This is a genomic window from Azospirillum sp., from assembly GCF_050789165.1.
Window position 1 is genome coordinate 37,085 of the sequence record NZ_JBOZRT010000137.1, and the last position, 15,562, is coordinate 52,646.

At 69.4% G+C, this 15,562-nt stretch carries 17 protein-coding genes; 12 read left to right on the forward strand and 5 right to left on the reverse strand.

The window, feature by feature from the left end:
- Positions 1 to 112: 112 nt before the first annotated feature.
- Entirely contained in the window at positions 113 to 286 is a 174-nt protein-coding gene (locus ACRWK7_RS29140; RefSeq protein ID WP_431860355.1) for a hypothetical protein, read from the forward strand.
- An 11-nt stretch (positions 287 to 297) separates the two neighbouring features.
- On the opposite strand, the gene ACRWK7_RS29145 is transcribed toward ACRWK7_RS29140, so the two are convergent.
- On the reverse strand, positions 298 to 948 hold the full coding sequence (locus ACRWK7_RS29145; protein ID WP_431860357.1) for a histidine phosphotransferase family protein: 651 nt from the start codon (positions 946 to 948) through the stop codon (positions 298 to 300).
- Between the two features lie 115 nt (positions 949 to 1,063).
- On the opposite strand from ACRWK7_RS29145, the gene ACRWK7_RS29150 reads away from it, so the two are divergent.
- The 4 genes from ACRWK7_RS29150 (at position 1,064) to ACRWK7_RS29165 (ending at position 2,302) form a co-directional block, all read left to right on the forward strand.
- Positions 1,064 to 1,243, forward strand: coding sequence for a DUF3553 domain-containing protein (locus ACRWK7_RS29150; RefSeq protein ID WP_431860359.1), 180 nt, complete (start codon positions 1,064 to 1,066; stop codon positions 1,241 to 1,243).
- Between the two features lie 4 nt (positions 1,244 to 1,247).
- Positions 1,248 to 1,634, forward strand: a complete 387-nt coding sequence (locus ACRWK7_RS29155) for a c-type cytochrome (RefSeq protein ID WP_431860361.1) — start codon at positions 1,248 to 1,250, stop codon at positions 1,632 to 1,634.
- A gap of 252 nt (positions 1,635 to 1,886) precedes the next feature.
- Entirely contained in the window at positions 1,887 to 2,045 is a 159-nt protein-coding gene (locus ACRWK7_RS29160) for a hypothetical protein (RefSeq protein WP_431860363.1), read from the forward strand.
- A 134-nt stretch (positions 2,046 to 2,179) separates the two neighbouring features.
- Positions 2,180 to 2,302, forward strand: coding sequence for a hypothetical protein (locus ACRWK7_RS29165; RefSeq protein ID WP_431860365.1), 123 nt, complete (start codon positions 2,180 to 2,182; stop codon positions 2,300 to 2,302).
- On the opposite strand, the gene ACRWK7_RS29170 is transcribed toward ACRWK7_RS29165, so the two are convergent.
- The gene (locus ACRWK7_RS29170) at positions 2,299 to 3,327 is read right to left on the reverse strand and encodes an esterase-like activity of phytase family protein (protein WP_431860367.1); all 1,029 of its coding nucleotides are present in this window, start codon (positions 3,325 to 3,327) and stop codon (positions 2,299 to 2,301) included. The two genes, ACRWK7_RS29165 and ACRWK7_RS29170, sit on opposite strands and share 4 nt — an antisense overlap.
- A 312-nt stretch (positions 3,328 to 3,639) precedes the next feature.
- Between ACRWK7_RS29170 and ACRWK7_RS29175 the strand changes: the two genes are divergently transcribed.
- The gene (locus ACRWK7_RS29175; RefSeq protein WP_431860371.1) at positions 3,640 to 4,314 is read left to right on the forward strand and encodes a sensor histidine kinase; all 675 of its coding nucleotides are present in this window, start codon (positions 3,640 to 3,642) and stop codon (positions 4,312 to 4,314) included.
- 120 nt (positions 4,315 to 4,434) lie between these two features.
- Here the strand turns inward: ACRWK7_RS29175 and ACRWK7_RS29180 are convergent, their stop codons facing one another.
- Both ACRWK7_RS29180 and ACRWK7_RS29185 read right to left on the reverse strand, forming a co-directional pair.
- Complete coding sequence (locus ACRWK7_RS29180; protein ID WP_431860373.1) at positions 4,435 to 5,433, reverse strand: hypothetical protein; 999 nt, start codon at positions 5,431 to 5,433, stop codon at positions 4,435 to 4,437.
- 94 nt (positions 5,434 to 5,527) lie between these two features.
- Positions 5,528 to 6,322 (reverse strand): FCD domain-containing protein, encoded by a 795-nt coding sequence (locus tag ACRWK7_RS29185; protein ID WP_431860375.1) that lies wholly within the window; start codon positions 6,320 to 6,322, stop codon positions 5,528 to 5,530.
- 336 nt (positions 6,323 to 6,658) lie between these two features.
- Here ACRWK7_RS29185 and lldP point away from each other — a divergent pair, with 336 nt between their 5' ends.
- A complete protein-coding gene (lldP, locus tag ACRWK7_RS29190; RefSeq protein ID WP_431860377.1) occupies positions 6,659 to 8,344 on the forward strand; it encodes an L-lactate permease in 1,686 nt (561 codons plus the stop codon).
- Positions 8,345 to 8,457: 113 nt separating this feature from the next.
- Here the strand turns inward: lldP and ACRWK7_RS29195 are convergent, their stop codons facing one another.
- On the reverse strand, positions 8,458 to 9,006 hold the full coding sequence (locus ACRWK7_RS29195) for an FCD domain-containing protein (protein ID WP_431860379.1): 549 nt from the start codon (positions 9,004 to 9,006) through the stop codon (positions 8,458 to 8,460).
- A gap of 201 nt (positions 9,007 to 9,207) precedes the next feature.
- On the opposite strand from ACRWK7_RS29195, the gene ACRWK7_RS29200 reads away from it, so the two are divergent.
- From ACRWK7_RS29200 to ACRWK7_RS29220, 5 genes are all read left to right on the forward strand, one after another.
- Positions 9,208 to 12,063 carry an FAD-binding and (Fe-S)-binding domain-containing protein gene (locus tag ACRWK7_RS29200; RefSeq protein WP_431860381.1) on the forward strand — a complete coding sequence of 952 codons (2,856 nt, stop codon included), beginning with the start codon at positions 9,208 to 9,210 and terminating at the stop codon, positions 12,061 to 12,063.
- Positions 12,064 to 12,195: 132 nt separating this feature from the next.
- Entirely contained in the window at positions 12,196 to 12,945 is a 750-nt protein-coding gene (locus tag ACRWK7_RS29205) for a (Fe-S)-binding protein (RefSeq protein ID WP_431860383.1), read from the forward strand.
- Positions 12,932 to 14,356, forward strand: coding sequence for a LutB/LldF family L-lactate oxidation iron-sulfur protein (locus ACRWK7_RS29210; protein ID WP_431860385.1), 1,425 nt, complete (start codon positions 12,932 to 12,934; stop codon positions 14,354 to 14,356). Before ACRWK7_RS29205 ends, ACRWK7_RS29210 begins: the two co-directional genes overlap by 14 nt.
- A complete protein-coding gene (locus ACRWK7_RS29215; RefSeq protein ID WP_431860387.1) occupies positions 14,349 to 15,008 on the forward strand; it encodes a LutC/YkgG family protein in 660 nt (219 codons plus the stop codon). The genes ACRWK7_RS29210 and ACRWK7_RS29215 overlap by 8 nt, the downstream gene beginning before the upstream one ends.
- A 20-nt stretch (positions 15,009 to 15,028) precedes the next feature.
- Positions 15,029 to 15,553, forward strand: coding sequence for a gamma carbonic anhydrase family protein (locus ACRWK7_RS29220; protein ID WP_431860389.1), 525 nt, complete (start codon positions 15,029 to 15,031; stop codon positions 15,551 to 15,553).
- Positions 15,554 to 15,562: the final 9 nt, after the last annotated feature.

Below are 15,562 nucleotides of genomic sequence, written 5' to 3' on the forward strand. Positions count from 1 at the left end.
CCGCAGAGCGGGCCTTCGGGCACGGGCGGAGCCTGTCAAACACTGATTAAAAGTGTCTTACCTCGAACGGTCGGGCACACCCCGCGAGGGCTTGTCACAGAAGGACGCAGACATGAACGACGAAGATCTGGCCAAGCAGGTGCGCGACGCGGTCGCGACGCTGAACGAGGTGCTGACCCAGGCGGCCCGCCACAGCCTGGCCGTGACCCTGCGCACGACCGCGCACCAGACCACCAACGGGGTCGAGCAGGTCGTGGTGGAGGCGCGGATCCTCAAGCAGCTGTGAGGCTGCCGCGCTCACCACTCCAGCGTGAACACCAGCGTCTCCGCCCCCGCAGGCGCGGCGCTCAGCCGCACCCCGTACGTCTCGGCGAAGCGGCCGGTGATGTAGGGGTGGATGGTGCGGGCGGTCAGTTCGTCGGCGGTGGCGCGGCCGGTCAGCGCCGCCTCGGACTCCGGGGTCAGGGCGCCGGGGCGGCCCTTGGCGGTCACGGTGAGGCGGCCGGAGTCCTGGCTGCCCTCCCCGCCCACGGTGACCGTGCCGCCGTGCGTCAGCGACTCCTCGGCCAGCACCAGCGTGTTGAGCAGCACCTTGGCCATGCCGGTGCGCATCGCCGCCCAGTCGGACGGCACGCCCGCCGGCCAGTCCAGCGAGGTGCGCGAGCCCTCGACCCAGCCCTGGATGGCGCTGCGCACGTCGCCGAAACCCTTCTGCTCGCGCCCGGCCATGCCGTAGGCAAGGCGGAAGACGCGCAGCCGGCGGTCGGCCTGCAGCGAGGAATGGTCGATCAGCTTGATCGCCTCGCCCATGAAGGCCGGGTTCGGCTCCTCATCCTCGTTCATCTCCTCGATCAGCTCGAGCCCGTTGCGGATGGCGCCGACCGGGCTGACCAAGTCGTGGCAGAAACGGGAGGCGAGCAACTCGACGACGCGGATGTCCAAGTCCATGTTCTTCACGCAGGTCCGGTGGCGGAACGGGAGCGCGGCGGGAACTTCCCGAAACGTCCGCCCCTCTTGTACCATTGGATGCCGCGCGACGCCGCCGCTTTTCAGGAATAGGACCATGGACGACACGCTGGTGCCCGGAGCCTGGGTCCGCCACCCCGGACAGCCCGACTGGGGCCTCGGCCAGGTGCAGTCGGCGATCCGCGAGCGGGTCACGGTGAACTTCGAGCACGCCGGCAAGGTGCTCATCAACACCCAGGTCGTCGGCCTGCGCGTCGTCGATCCGGACGAGGAGTGAACCGATGCGCGCCGCGGCGCTGGCGGTCGGGATGGTCATGGCGTCCGGCACCGCCGCCGCGGATCCGCCGGGGGCGGGCGACCCGGCCGCCGGGCAGGCGCTGTTCCGCGCCTGCGCGGTGTGCCACACACTGACCCCCGACGGCGGACGCCGCGCCGGCCCGACGCTGTGGGGCCTGTTCGGCCGCAAGGCAGGCTCGGTGGAGGGCTACCGCTACTCCGCCTCGTTGAGGGACAGCGGCATCGTGTGGACGGAGGACACCGTCTCGCGCCTGTTCGAGGTGGGGCCGGACACGCTCACCCCCGGCAGCAAGATGCCGATGCAGCGGATCGACGACGCCCGGCAGCGCGCCGACCTCATCGCCTACCTGCGGCAGGCGACGGGCCCCTGACGACTGTCCCGCATGGGCTGGGCCGGAGCGGTTGTGCCGCTAGCCCCCCTACTCCCTACGGCGACACCGGCGCCATCCGGCATCGTGAAATTAGCACTTTTTCATATGATAAAGAGCTGAACGAAGATCCGGAAGGATAGTGTGCTGTTGTAAGTTATCTTTGGTGCAATGGGAGGAAGGGGAAGGAAAGCCGGCGTCGGTCCAAAGGGGGAAGGCATGGAGGCGATACGGTTCAAGTCTCTGGAAGACGCCATGTCGTTCCTCGTGCTGACCGGCTTCAGCTTTGTCGGGGCGCCCAACCGGTGGAAGAAAATCACCGGCAACGAAGTGTCGTACGCCTTCGTCACGGAAATGGAGGACGGCGCAACCGTGGCGATCGTATCGATCGACGGCACGTCCATGGCACGCTGACGGTGGGCGCCGACCCGCGCCGGGTCGGCAGGCAAAGCCATTCGCCCGGTCCGCCCCTGGCGGGAGCGGGACCGCCGCCCTACCTCTTTGGACAAGGGCCGCCGACAATAGCGGCCGCAAACGGGAGGGACGACATGAAGGCGATGTTCTTCGGATTCGCCGCGGCCATCGTGATCGCCGTCGGCGCGTCGGCGGTGCTCGGCACCATGCAGCACACCACCGCCGAGGTCTATTCCACCGCCGCCGTCAGGCGTTAACGGCCGGGCGCCTGCGCCAGCGGTCTATCGGGCAACGCCAGCATCAGCAGATAGGTCCGCTGCAGCGTGGTGTTGAAGTTGTCGTCGGAGACCACGTAGACCAGCGTCTCCCCAGCTGGGCCGGGGACCGCGGCGATGCCCTCGTAGTTGTCGAGCAGCAGCGGCGGCTGGATGCGGGCGAGTTCCTCGCCCTCGATCACCGCGCCCGGCACCAGCGCGGCACCGGGCACCCGCACGATGCGCGCCGCCAGTCCGCCGAGTATCGAGAAGTAGCGCTCAAGCACCAGCACGTCGCCGTTGGGCAGCGCCGTGGCGCCGGTCGGCCGGAAGCCCGGCGCGGCGCGGTACGTCAGGGCGCCCCAGTCGCCCGAACCCTTGAGCGGTACGCGGGAGATCCACGCCTGACGCTCCGGCACGCCGTTGTCCGGCCCCTCGGCCAGCGCCAGCAGGCGGCCGTCGGGCAGCCGGGTCAACGCCTCCATCCCGCCGTTGAGCGGCAGGTCCGCCATCCCCTCGGCGAGCGGCAGCGATGTCGGCTCGCCGTCGAAGCCGGGCGGGTAGCGCAGGATGCGGTGGCGCCCCTCGAACGAGATCAACCAGCCGCCGTCCGGCAACGCGACGATCTCCTCGGAGTCGTTCTCGCGCGCCCGGCCGTGGCGGGGCCCGATGCCGGGCAGGCCCTTCACCCGCAGGTCGGCGACACCGACGAGGCGGCCGTTCTCGTGCCGCAGGCGGCCCAGGACCACCCGGCCCACGTCCTCGACGGCCACGAACTGCCGCCCGCCGTCGGTGATCGCAAGCCCGGACAGGCCGCCCACTGCGGGATCGCCCGACAGTTCCACCGCGCCGCGGAACTCGAAGGCGCCGACGCGCTCGGGCCCAGGCGCCTCGCGGGTCAGCGGCACCGGGCGGGAGACAGCCCGCCGTTCGGCGCCCCCCGACGGATCGGCGCAGGCGGCGAGCACGCCGACCAGCAGCGCCGCAACGCGGCGGCGCCGGAACAGAGACGAAGGAATCCGGATCATGAAGCCACTCAAGCACAGCAACCGCAGCCCGCAAACGCCTTTTCCCGCCTACGGCGACCGCGCTACCCCGCCGCTGGCAAGATCCGTTCCAGGCGAGACGCCCCCACCCGTACGGGGCAGGCCCGACCGCATTGGAGCCTTTCGGCTATGCCTTTAAAATCATGGGGTTTGTGCCCTCCGCCCTCCTGCTTATACCGCCAGGGCTACTCCTTCTGAGCCTCCCCGATGCTGGCCACAAGTGCATAAATTGACCGCAGTTGACGTGAAAGCGAACCGCGGTTCGCGCAGCCACAGGTCACCACGATGCCCTCGATGCCGTACCCGCCCCACCTGCCGCCGGACCGCGCCACCGCGCCGGCGATGTCGGCCGAGGATGCGGGCGCGCGCATCCGCGAGCTGGAAGCCGAACTGCGCGAACTGCAGCACCGCGCCAAGAACAGCCTGCAGCTGGTCATCAGCCTGCTGAAGCTGCAGGCCGGCCGCATCCGCGACCCGGATGCCCGCGTCGCCTACGAGCAGACCATGGTGCGCATCGAGGCGCTGGCGATCCTCTACCGCCAGCTCCACGAGACCGGCGCCGGCACCCACATCGACCTTGCGCGCTATGTCGAGGCGCTGTGCGAGGTGGTGAAGTCCGGCACGCCGGGGGGGCTCGCCAACATCCCGATCACGGTGAAGGCCGAGCCGGTGGCCATCGGCCTGTACGAGGCGATGCCGCTCGGCCTGATCATCGCCGAGCTGGTGTCGAACAGCCTGCACCACGCCTTCCCCGAGCAGGGCTGGATCCAGGTGATGGTCACCAAGGCGAGCGACACCCGCGCCCGGCTGGTGGTGGAGGACAACGGCCGCGCGCTGCCCGCGGGCTTCGACACCACGTCGGACGACGGCCTGATGCTGGCCGAGGCGCTGGCCTCGCAGCTGGGGGATACGTTGTCGACCGACTCCGACGCCGCGGGGACCACGGCGGCGGTGAGCTTTCCGATCTGAGAAGGCATTTGCCCCCTCCCCAGCCCTCCCCCGCTCTCGGCGGATCCGGAGGATCCGCCTGTCGCGTCAGCGCAAGCTTCGCTTGCGCGAGAGCTTCGCGGGAGAGGGGGCCTTGTTCCCTTACGCCGTCCCCGACGGCCCGTTCGCCGGCCGCACCGACCGGCACAGCCGCTTCAGCGTGTCGATGGCGGCGGGCAGCTGGGTTTCCGGCACCTCGAAGGTGGCGCTGTCCACCCAGCGGCCGTCCGACCCGCTCAAACCCACCTCCAGCGCGCCCGGCGTCCAGCGCACCTCGGCGTCGAGCAGGCCGTCGCTGACCTCGGCGAGCGCCACGTCGATGAAGCGTTCCAGGTCCTCCAGGTCGGCGGCCTCGTCCCAGGGCTCCTCGGCGACGAACTCCAGGAGATCGGTCAGCCCGCCGACCGGGCGGCAGCGCACGATGCGCGAGTCCGCGCGCGTCACGCTGGCCGAGAAGGTGTCGACGGCGGCGCCGATGCGCTCGACCTCCTCGGAACTCTCCTCGTCGTCCCAGTCCTCGTCCTCGGCGCCGTCCTCGACGACCTCGTCGAACAGGCCGACCAGCGCCAGAAGGCGCGGCCCCTCGTCGGTCTCGGCGGTGACCTCCTGGTCGGCGGCAAAGCGCACCGCCGCGTCGAAGGACGCCAGCATCCGACGCAGCAGCGCCCGGCGGTCGGTCGCCTCCAGGTAGGAAAGCTGCTCGGGATCCAGCCACACCGGCAGCAGGCGCACCTGCTCGCCCGGCTTCAGCAGGTCCACCGAGGCGAAGGCCTCCTCGATCTGCGCGGCCGGCGGCGGGGTGTGGGCGTCGCCGTCCACCTCGGCGACGAACCAGTACAGGCTGGTGGACAGGCGCTCGCCATCCTCGCCGGTGCGCTCGACGATCTCGGCCAGCGTCTCGACATCGTCCATGAAGGGCATGTGCTCGCCCTCGCGCAGCTTGCCCAGCGCCGCCTCGATCACCGCCTGCCGGCCGCCGTCGAGCACCTCGTCCAGCAACTCGTCGAAGCGCGGGTCCTCGGCACGCCAGAGCCTTGCCAGCCGGTCGGCCAGCGTGCCCTGGAAGCGGTCGCCCCCCTGTCCGTCGTCCCTCTTAGCCACGCGCGGCCTCCCGTAAGCTCCCTGCGGCGGGGGATCTTAGGGACCTGAGTGCGGCGCGTCGACACCTTCCGTGAGGGAAGAGGCACGCGCAGCGCTACGCCTTCCGGCGACGCCCGCCGATGTCCACGAGGTCGCCGCGGCCCATCCGGCGCAACGACACCTCCAGGCGCGCCTCGGCGTCGCGGATCTCCTGGAGGGCGGCGTTGATGTAGGTGATGTGATGCTCGGCGGCGGCGCGGGCGCGGTCCGGGTCGCCGTCCATCACCGCCTCGTACACCGCCCGGTGCTGGTCGAGCAGCAGGTCGCGCACGCCCTTGCGCTCGTACAGCTTGGCGCGGTTGTAGAAGATGTCGTTGCGCAGCAGCTCCGACAGGCTGCGCATGATGTGCAGCATCACGACGTTGTGCGTCGCCTCGTAGATCGCCAGGTGGAAGTCGGCGTCGGCGTCCGCCTCCTCGCTGGAATCGTCGTTGCCGTGCTCGGCGACCATGCGGTCGAAGCACTCCTTGATCGCCTCCCGGTCCACCGCGTTGGCCCGCTTGGCGGCGTAGTAGGCGGCGGAGCCCTCCACCGTGCTGCGGAACTCCAGGTAGTCGAAGGTCGCCTCCGGGTTCTCGCGCAGCAGCCGGGTCAGCGGGTCGCGGAAGGTGGCGCCCAGCGTCTCCGCCACGTAGCACGCGCCGTTCTGGTCGGTGGTGAGCAGGCCGCGCTCGACCAACTTGGCCAGCGCGTCGCGCAGGCTGGGGCGCGAGATGTCCAGCTTGACGGCCAGATCGCGCTCGGCCAGCAGGCGCTCGCCCGGGCGCAGCGCGCCTTCCAGGATCAGCCGTTCCAGGTGCTCGGCCACCGTGTCCGCCAGCTTCGCCGGTTTGATGGAGTCCGCTTTCATCGCCTGCACCCGCTCCCACTCACGTCCGCGCGTCCGCGCCGCCCGATCCTACAAACCCCGGCCCTGTTGGCAACGCGGAAAATTCCGCGGGCCGCCGGCTTCCCGCCTGGTGACATAAATGCACCCAATCCGGAATGATGTGAGCATAATTTTCCAGATTGCAATCATTGGAAACACATTGTATCCGTATCGCCGTTCGTGGTCAGATTTTTTGACCATACGCCGGGTACTGGGAAGGCATGCTTCCAGACGCCCTGCACCCCACGGCGCCTGCGCCTCAGCGCGCGGCGGCGGGGCGAGTAAACGTCATACAGAACACAAACATAGGTAGGAAACATGCAGACCTGGACGCAAGTCTACGACCCGGCCGGCAATCTGTGGCTCTCAGCGTTCGTCGCCGCTCTGCCGATCATCTTCTTCTTCGTGGCGCTGACGATCCTTCGCATGAAGGGTCACATCGCCGGCACGATCACCGTGGCGATTTCGCTCGCCGTGGCGGTGCTGTTCTACAAGATGCCGGTCGGCATGGCGCTCGCCTCGGCCGGCTACGGCTTCCTGTACGGCCTGTGGCCGATCGCCTGGATCATCGTCGCCGCCGTGTTCCTCTACAAGATCACGGTGAAGACCGGACAGTTCGAGATCATCCGCTCGTCGGTGGTGTCGATCACCGAGGACCAGCGCCTGCAGATGCTGATGGTCGGCTTCTCGTTCGGCGCCTTCCTCGAGGGTGCCGCCGGCTTCGGCGCGCCGGTCGCGATCACCGCGGCGCTGCTGGTCGGCCTGGGCTTCAACCCGCTGTACGCCGCCGGCCTGTGCCTGATCGCCAACACCGCCCCGGTGGCGTTCGGCGCCATGGGCATTCCGATCATCGTCGCCGGCCAGGTCACCGGGCTGGACCCGTTCAAGATCGGCGCCATGGCCGGCCGCCAGCTGCCGCTGCTCTCGGTCTTCGTCCCGTTCTGGATCATCATGATCATGGACGGCTGGAAGGGCGTGCGCGAGACGTGGCCCGCCATCCTGGTCGCCGGCGGCACCTTCGCCGTGACCCAGTACTTTACCGCCAACTTCATCGGCCCCGAGCTGCCGGACATCACCTCCGCCCTGGTCAGCCTGGTCAGCATCACGCTGTTCCTGAAGGTCTGGAAGCCGAAGGCGGTGTTCCGCTTCTCGCATTCGCCGCTCGCCACTCCGGTCCCGGCCTCGGTCGGCGCCATGGCCAGCAGCGAGTTCGCCGCCACCCGCAGCTACTCGGGCGCCGAGATCGCCAAGGCGTGGTCGCCCTTCCTGATCCTCACCGTGATCGTCACGATCTGGAGCCTGAAGCCCTTCAAGGCGCTGTTCGCCAAGGGCGGCGCGCTGGCCGACACCGTGCTGTACTTCCCGGTCGCCGGGCTGGACAAGCTGGTGCTGAAGGCTGCCCCGATCGTCGCCTCGCCCAAGCCGTACGAGGCGGTCTACAAGCTGGACCTGCTGTCGGCCACCGGCACCGCCATCCTCATCTCGGCCATCATCACCATGATCATGCTGAAGATGCGGCCGGCCGACGGCCTGCGCACCTTCGGCGAGACGCTGAGCGAGCTGAAGCGCCCGATCTACTCGATCGGCATGGTGCTGGCCTTCGCCTTCATCGCCAACTACTCGGGCCTGTCCACCACGCTGGCGCTGCTGCTGGCCGGCACGGGCGCGCTGTTCCCGTTCTTCTCGCCGATCCTGGGCTGGCTGGGCGTGTTCCTGACCGGGTCCGACACCTCGTCCAACGCGCTGTTCTGCGGCCTGCAGGCGACGACGGCGCAGCAGGTCGGCGTGTCCGACACGCTGATGGTGGCGGCCAACACCACCGGCGGCGTGACCGGCAAGATGATCTCCCCGCAGTCCATCGCGGTGGCCTGCGCGGCGGTCGGCCTCGTCGGCCGGGAGTCGGAGCTGTTCCGCTTCACCGTCAAGCACAGCCTGTTCTTCGTGGCGATCATCGGCGTGATCACCGCCATCCAGGCCTACATCCTGCCGTGGATGATCCCCTAACGCCTTCCTCTCGCGCCGTTATGGCCGGGCCAAGCCCGGCCATAACGGAAAGAAAGAGAGAAGGATCAGGACGAAGCCCCTCCCCATCGCGGGAGGGGCTTTTTTTATGCCGCTCAGCCCCGCCGCCGCGACCCGGCCACCAGATCCCCGCGGCCCATGCGGCGCAACGACACCTCCAGCCGCGCTTCGGCCTTTTCGATCTCCTCCAGCGTCCCCCGCGCGTAGCCGATGTGCTGCGTCGCGGCGTCCCGCGCCCGCTCGGCGTCGCCGGCCAGGATGGCCTCGCCGATGGCCAGGTGCTGGTTCAGCAGCAGGTGGCGTACCCCCTTGTAGCCGTACAGCTTGCGCCGGCTGAAGAAGACGTCCGCCCGCATCAGGTCGGACAGCCCGTGCATGACGGTCTGCATCACCACGTTGTGCGTCGCCTCGTAGGTGGCGCGGTGGAAGTCGATGTCGGCTTCCGCCTCCTCCATCGGGTCTTCCTTCTCGTGCGCCGCCAGCATGCGCTCGAGGCAGGCGGCGATGGTCCGCCGGTCGTGCTCGGTGGCGCGCTTGGCGGCGTAATAGGCCGCCGCCCCGGCGACGGTGTTGCGGAACTCCAGATAGTCGAAGGCCGCTTCCGGATGCCGGCGCAGCAGGTCTGTCAGCGGATCGGACATCATGGCCCACCCCTCCTCGTTCCACGCCCAACAGGCGCGGGCGCCAGTTGTCCATGGCGCAGATCATTGGTCAATTGATTTTACCATTGCCTCATTTGGGCAAAGCGGTTATCCACTGATCCCAGCCGTGGCACACGAGATGCCGACCGCCCGCGGGGCGGCAACAAGGCCGCCGCCAAAGCCCAGCGATCCCGGAGGAAACCGATGCTGCCCACGCCCTACGACCGCCTGCACGCGGATCTCCGCGCGTTCATCCCGGCCGAGCGCCTGATCGTCGATCCGCTGCGCACGCTGGCCTACGGCACCGACGCCAGCTTCTATCGGCTGATCCCGAAGATCGTCGCGGTGGTGCAGAACGAGGACGAGGTGGCGCGCCTGCTGCACCACGCCCGTGCGCTCGGCACCCCGGTCACCTTCCGCGCCGCCGGCACCAGCCTGTCGGGCCAGGCGGTCAGCGACAGCGTGCTCGTCCTGCTGGGCGAGGGCTGGCGCGGCTGCACGATCCCGCCGGGCGCCGAAACGGTCACCTTGCAGCCCGGCATCATCGGCGCCGAGGCGAACCGCAAGCTCGCCCCCTTCGGCCGCAAGATCGGCCCCGACCCGGCCTCCATCGCCACCGCCAAGATCGGCGGCATCGCGGCCAACAACTCCAGCGGCATGTGCTGCGGCACGGCGCAGAACAGCTACCGCACGCTGGCCTCCATGCGCCTGCTGCTGGCCGACGGCACGCTGCTGGACACCGGCGACGCGGCCAGCCGCGCCGCTTTCGAGAAGAGCCACGGCCCGCTGCTGTCCACGCTGCGCGATCTCGGCGAGCGCACCCGCGCCGACGCGGACCTCGCCGCCCGCATCCACCGCAAGTTCGCCATCAAGAACACCACCGGCTACAGCCTGAACGCGCTGGTCGATTTCGAGGATCCGTTCGAGATCCTCCAGCACCTGATGATCGGCTCGGAAGGCACGCTGGGCTTCATCGCCGAGATCACCTACCGCACCGTGCCGGAGCACGCCGACAAGGCGAGCGCCCTGCTGCTCTTCCCCGACATCGCCGAGGCCTGCCGCGCCGTGGCGCTGCTGAAGGCGGCGCCGGTCGATGCGGTGGAGTTGATGGACCGCGCGGCGCTGCACTCGGTGCAGGGCAAGCCCGGCATGCCGGCGGTGATCCGCGGCCTGGACGAGCGCGCCGCCTGCCTGCTGGTCGAGACCCGCGCCGAGGACGCCGCGGCGCTGACCGGCAACATCACCGCGATCAACGCGGTGCTGGAGGGCTGCACGCTGCTGCACCCGGCCGCGTTCACCACCGACGCGGCTGAGTGCGAGAAGTACTGGAAGATCCGCAAGGGCCTGTTCCCGGCGGTCGGCGCCGTGCGCAAGACCGGCACCACGGTGATCATCGAGGACGTCGCCTTCCCGATCGACCGCCTCGCCGAGGCCACGGTCGAGCTGCAGCACCTGTTCGAGCACTACGGCTACCACGAGGCGATCATCTTCGGCCACGCGCTCGAAGGGAACCTGCACTTCGTCTTCACGCAGGCCTTCGACACCGACGCCGAGGTCGACCGCTACCGCCGTTTCATGGACGCGGTGGCCGCCCTGGTGGTGACGAAGTACGACGGCTCGCTGAAGGCCGAGCACGGCACCGGGCGCAACATGGCCCCCTTCGTCGAGATGGAGTGGGGCGCCCAGGCCTATGGGCTGATGAAGGAGATCAAGGCGCTCCTCGATCCGCACGGCCTGCTCAACCCCGGCGTCATCCTCAACGACGATCCGGAGGCGCACCTCAAGCACCTGAAGTCGCTGCCGGCGGCCGACCCGCTGGTCGACAAGTGCATCGAGTGCGGCTTCTGCGAGCCGGTCTGCCCGTCGCACACCTTCACCCTCAGCCCGCGCCAGCGCATCGCCGGCTGGCGCGAGATCGCCCGCCTCACCGACAGCGGCGAGCGCGCCCGGCTGGAGGCGCTGCACTCCGCCTACGACCACCAGGGCATCGACACCTGCGCGGCGTGCGGCCTGTGCTCCACCGCTTGCCCCGTCGGCATCGAGACGGGATTGCTCATCAAGGCGCTGCGCGGCCGGCGCGCCACGCCGACACAGCGCCGCCTCGGCCGCTTCGCCGCCGAGCACTTCGAGACCGCGCTGGGCGTCGCCCGCACGGGCCTGAAGATCGCCGACCTTGCCCGCAAGGTCGTGGGCAACGACGCCGTGACCGCCGCCGCCGGGGCGCTGCGCCGCCTGTCCGGCGAGCGGCTGCCGCACGTGCCGCGCTCCCTGCCCACGCCACTGAACTTCGTGCCGGGGCCGTCGTCCGGCCAGGGCCCGGCGGTGGTCTACGTGCCGAGCTGTTCCAGCCGCACTATGGGCCCGGCCGCCGACGATCCCGAGAAGACGCCGCTGCCGCAGAAGGTCGAGGGGCTGTTCCGCAAGGCCGGCTTCCGCGTGCTCTACCCCGAGGGCCTGTCCGGCCTGTGCTGCGGCATGGCGCTGGAGAGCAAGGGCTTTGCCCAGGAGGCCGACGCCAAGTCCGACGAGATGGTCGCCGCCATCCGCGCCGCCAGCAACGACGGCCGCCTGCCGGTGGTCATCGACACCAGCCCCTGCGCCTTCCGCCTGAAGCGCCACTTGGCCGAAGACGGACTGAAGGTGCTGGATCTGGTGGAGTTCATCCACGACCATCTGCTGGACCGCCTGGAGTTCACCAAGCGCAGCGAGCCTGCGGTGCTGCACCTCGCCTGCTCGCTGCGGCGGATGGGGCTGGAGGGCAAGCTGCAGGCCGTCGCCGCCAAGTGCGCCGAACAGGTGGTGGTGCCGGACGGGGTGGGGTGCTGCGGCTTCGCCGGCGACAAGGGCTTCACCCAGCCCGACCTCAACGCCCACGCGCTGCGCCACCTGAAGGCCGGCGTGCCGCAGGACGGAAAAGCCGGTTATTCGACCAGCCGGACCTGCGAGATCGGCTTGGCGCATCACTCCGGCATGCCGTACCGTTCCATCGTCTACCTCGTGGACGCCTGCACGACGGCGAAGGCGGCGGAGACGGTGCGCGCGGTGGAGCCGGCGTTCTGAGAGCTTAGTTGACCGTCATCCCCGCGAAGGCGGGGATCCATACGTTCCGCAGCCGCTTGCTTTGGGAATTATGGATCCCCGCCTTCGCGGGGATAACGAAAAAGACAAGAAGTTCAGGTGGAGGAAAGCCCCATGGACGCCACACGTCCCACGACCGTCTATTTCTTCGGCACCTGCCTGGTCGACCTGTTCTACCCGCAGGCCGGCATGGCCGGCATCGAGCTGTTGCAGCGCGAGGGCATCCGCGTCGTCTTCCCGCAGGGGCAGAGCTGCTGCGGCCAGCCCGCCTACAACTCCGGCTACAAGGACGAGGCGCTGAAGGTCGCCCGCGCCCAGCTGGCGCTGTTCACCGAGGATTACCCGGTCGTCGTCCCGTCGGGCTCCTGCGCCGGCATGATGAAGACGCACTGGCCGGATCTGTTCAAGGGCACGCCCGAGGAGGCCCGCGCCACCGCCGTCGCCGGCCGGGTGTTCGAGTTGACGCAGTTCCTGGTCAACGTCCTGAACGTCCGGTTCGAGGACAAGGGGGAGCCGGTGCGCATCACCTGGCACGCCTCCTGCCACGCCCAGCGCGAGATGGGCGTGCGCGATGAGCCGAAGGCGCTGCTGCGCCAGCTCGCCAACGTCGAGCTGGTGGAACTGCAGCGCGAGAAGGAGTGCTGCGGCTTCGGCGGCACCTTCGCCGTGCGCCATCCGGAGATCTCCGCCGCCATGGTCGAGGACAAGGTGGCGGACATCGAGGGCACGGGCGCCCGGGCGGTGGTATCGGGCGACTGCGGCTGCCTGATGAACATCAACGGCGCGCTCGAGGCCGGCAAGAAGCCGGTGCAGGGCAAGCACATCGCCGAATTCCTGTTGGAGCGGACCCATGGCACACGCTGACATCGACTTCCGGAAGGCGTCCCGCGCCGCGCTGAAGGACCCGCAGCTGCGCGCCAACTTCCGCCGCGCCATGGACGGCCTGATGTCCAAGCGCGCCGCGCAGTTCGCCGACAGCGCGGAGTGGCACGGCATGCGGGCGCTCGGCGCCTCGGTGCGGCTGCGCGCGCTCTCCAAGCTGCCGGAACTGCTGGAGAAGCTGGAGGAGAACTGCACCCGGAACGGCATCACCGTCCACTGGGCCTCCACCACCGACGAGGCGAACGCCATCGTCCTGGAGATCATGCTGCGCGTGAACGCCAAGCTGGCGGTCAAGGGCAAGTCCATGGTCTCCGAGGAGATGCACCTCAACGCCTTCCTGGAGAAGCACGGCATCGAGGCGATCGAGGCGGACCTGGGCGAGTACATCATCCAGCTCGACCACGAGATGCCCTCGCACATCATCATGCCGGCGATCCACAAGAACACCAAGCAGATCGCCCAGCTGTTCCGCGAGAAGATCAAGGAAGCCGAATACACCGAGGACGTGGATCAGCTCACCGGCCTCGCCCGCCGGGTGCTGCGCAAGAAGTTCATGAACGCCGACGTCGGCATCTCCGGCGTCAACGCCGCGGTGGCGGAGACCGGCACGCTCTGCCTCGTCGAGAACGAGGGCAACGGGCGCATGGTCACCACCGTGCCGCCGGTGCACATCGCCGTCATGGGCCTGGAGAAGGTGGTCGAGAAGCTGGAGGACGTGCCGCCGGTGCTGAGCCTGCTCACCCGCTCGGCCACCGCGCAGCCGATCACCACCTACGTCAACATGATCACCACGCCGCGCAAGCCCGGCGAGAAGGACGGCCCGCGCGAGATCCACCTGGTGATCCTCGACAACGGCCGCTCGAAGATCTACGCCGACGAGGAACTGCGCCACACGCTGCGCTGCATCCGCTGCGGCGCCTGCATGAACCACTGCCCGGTCTACACCCGCGTCGGCGGCCACGCCTACCAGGCGACCTACCCCGGCCCGATCGGCAAGATCCTCATTCCGCAGATCGAGGGCCTGGGCACGCGCGGGGCGATGCCGCACGCCTGCACCATGTGCAACGCCTGCGTCGAGATCTGCCCGGTGCAGATCCCCATCGCCGGGCTGATGAACCGCCTGCGCGAGGAGGCGGTGCACGCGAGCCCCGCGGTGAAGGACGCCGGAGCCCAGGCCTCGAAGGCCGAGGCGCTGGTGTGGAAGGGCTGGGCCGCCACCTTCTCCTCGCCCACCGCGTACCGGATGGCGACGACGGTGCTGTCGGCGGTCGGCAACGCCGCCCCGGCTTCACTGCCGCTTCTCAAGGAATGGACCAGCGTGCGCGCCAAGCCGCGCTTCGCCGGCCGTACGCTGCACGACCTTGCCCGCGACCGGGGGATTCCCGATGTCTGACGCCCGTAGCTCGATCCTCGCCTCCCTGCGCGCCAGCCGCGACGCCCACCCGGTGGAGACGGTCGCCTCCGACTTCACCGTGCTGCGGGAGAAGCGCTGGGCCCCCGCCGAACGGCTGGAGCGCGTCAAGCGCATGATGGAGGCCGTCCACACCGAGTTCGTGGACGCCACCGAACAGGACTGGCCGGCGGTGGTGCAGGCCGTTCTGAAGGACGCCGGCGCGAAGACCCTGCTGTATGCCCCCGCCACCGAGGCCGGCGCGCGCATCGAGTCCGCGTGGGCCGAGGGCGGGCCGGAGCTGGTGCGCTACGACCGCCCGGTGGACGAGTTCAAGGAGGAGATGTTCACCGGCGTCGACGCCGGGATCACCCAGACCCTGGGCGCCATCGCCGACACCGGCAGCCTCGTGCTGTGGCCGAGCGCCGACGAGCCGCGCCTGCTCTCCCTGGTGCCGCACATCCACATCGCCCTCCTGAAGGCGGACGCGCTGTACGACACCTTCTGGCAGGTGGTGACCGAGAACCGCTGGGCGCAAGGCATGCCGACCAACGCACTGCTGATCTCCGGCCCGTCGAAGACCGCCGACATCGAGCAGACCTTGGCGTATGGTGTGCACGGACCGAAGCGGCTGATCGTGGTGGTCGTCCGCTGACACGAGAGGGAGGGTCGCGCGTGCTCTACGAGATCGACGGCAAGGCGCCGCAGCTGGCGGCGTCGAGCTGGGCGGCGCCCAACGCCACGCTGGTCGGCGACGTGGTGCTGGAAGACGAGGCGTCGGTGTGGTGGGGCGCCGTGCTGCGCGCCGAGGAGGAGCGCATCCTGATCGGCGAAGGCAGCAACGTGCAGGACAACGCCGTGCTGCACGTCGATCCGGGCTTTCCGCTGACCATGGGCCGCAACGTCACGGTCGGACACCAGGCGATGCTGCACGGCTGCACCATCGGCGACGGCACACTGATCGGCATCGGCGCGACGATCCTCAACGGCGCGAAGATCGGCCGCAACTGCCTGATCGGCGCGCACGCGCTGATCGCCGAGGGCAAGGTGATCCCCGACGGTTCGGTGGTCATGGGCATGCCCGGCAAGATCATGCGGCAGGTCAGCGACGAGGACCTCGCGCGGCTGGCCGGCCCGGCGCTGGTCTACCGCGAGCGGGCAAAGCAGTACGCGCGCGGGCTGAAGGCGGTCGGCGGGTAAGCCCCGCCC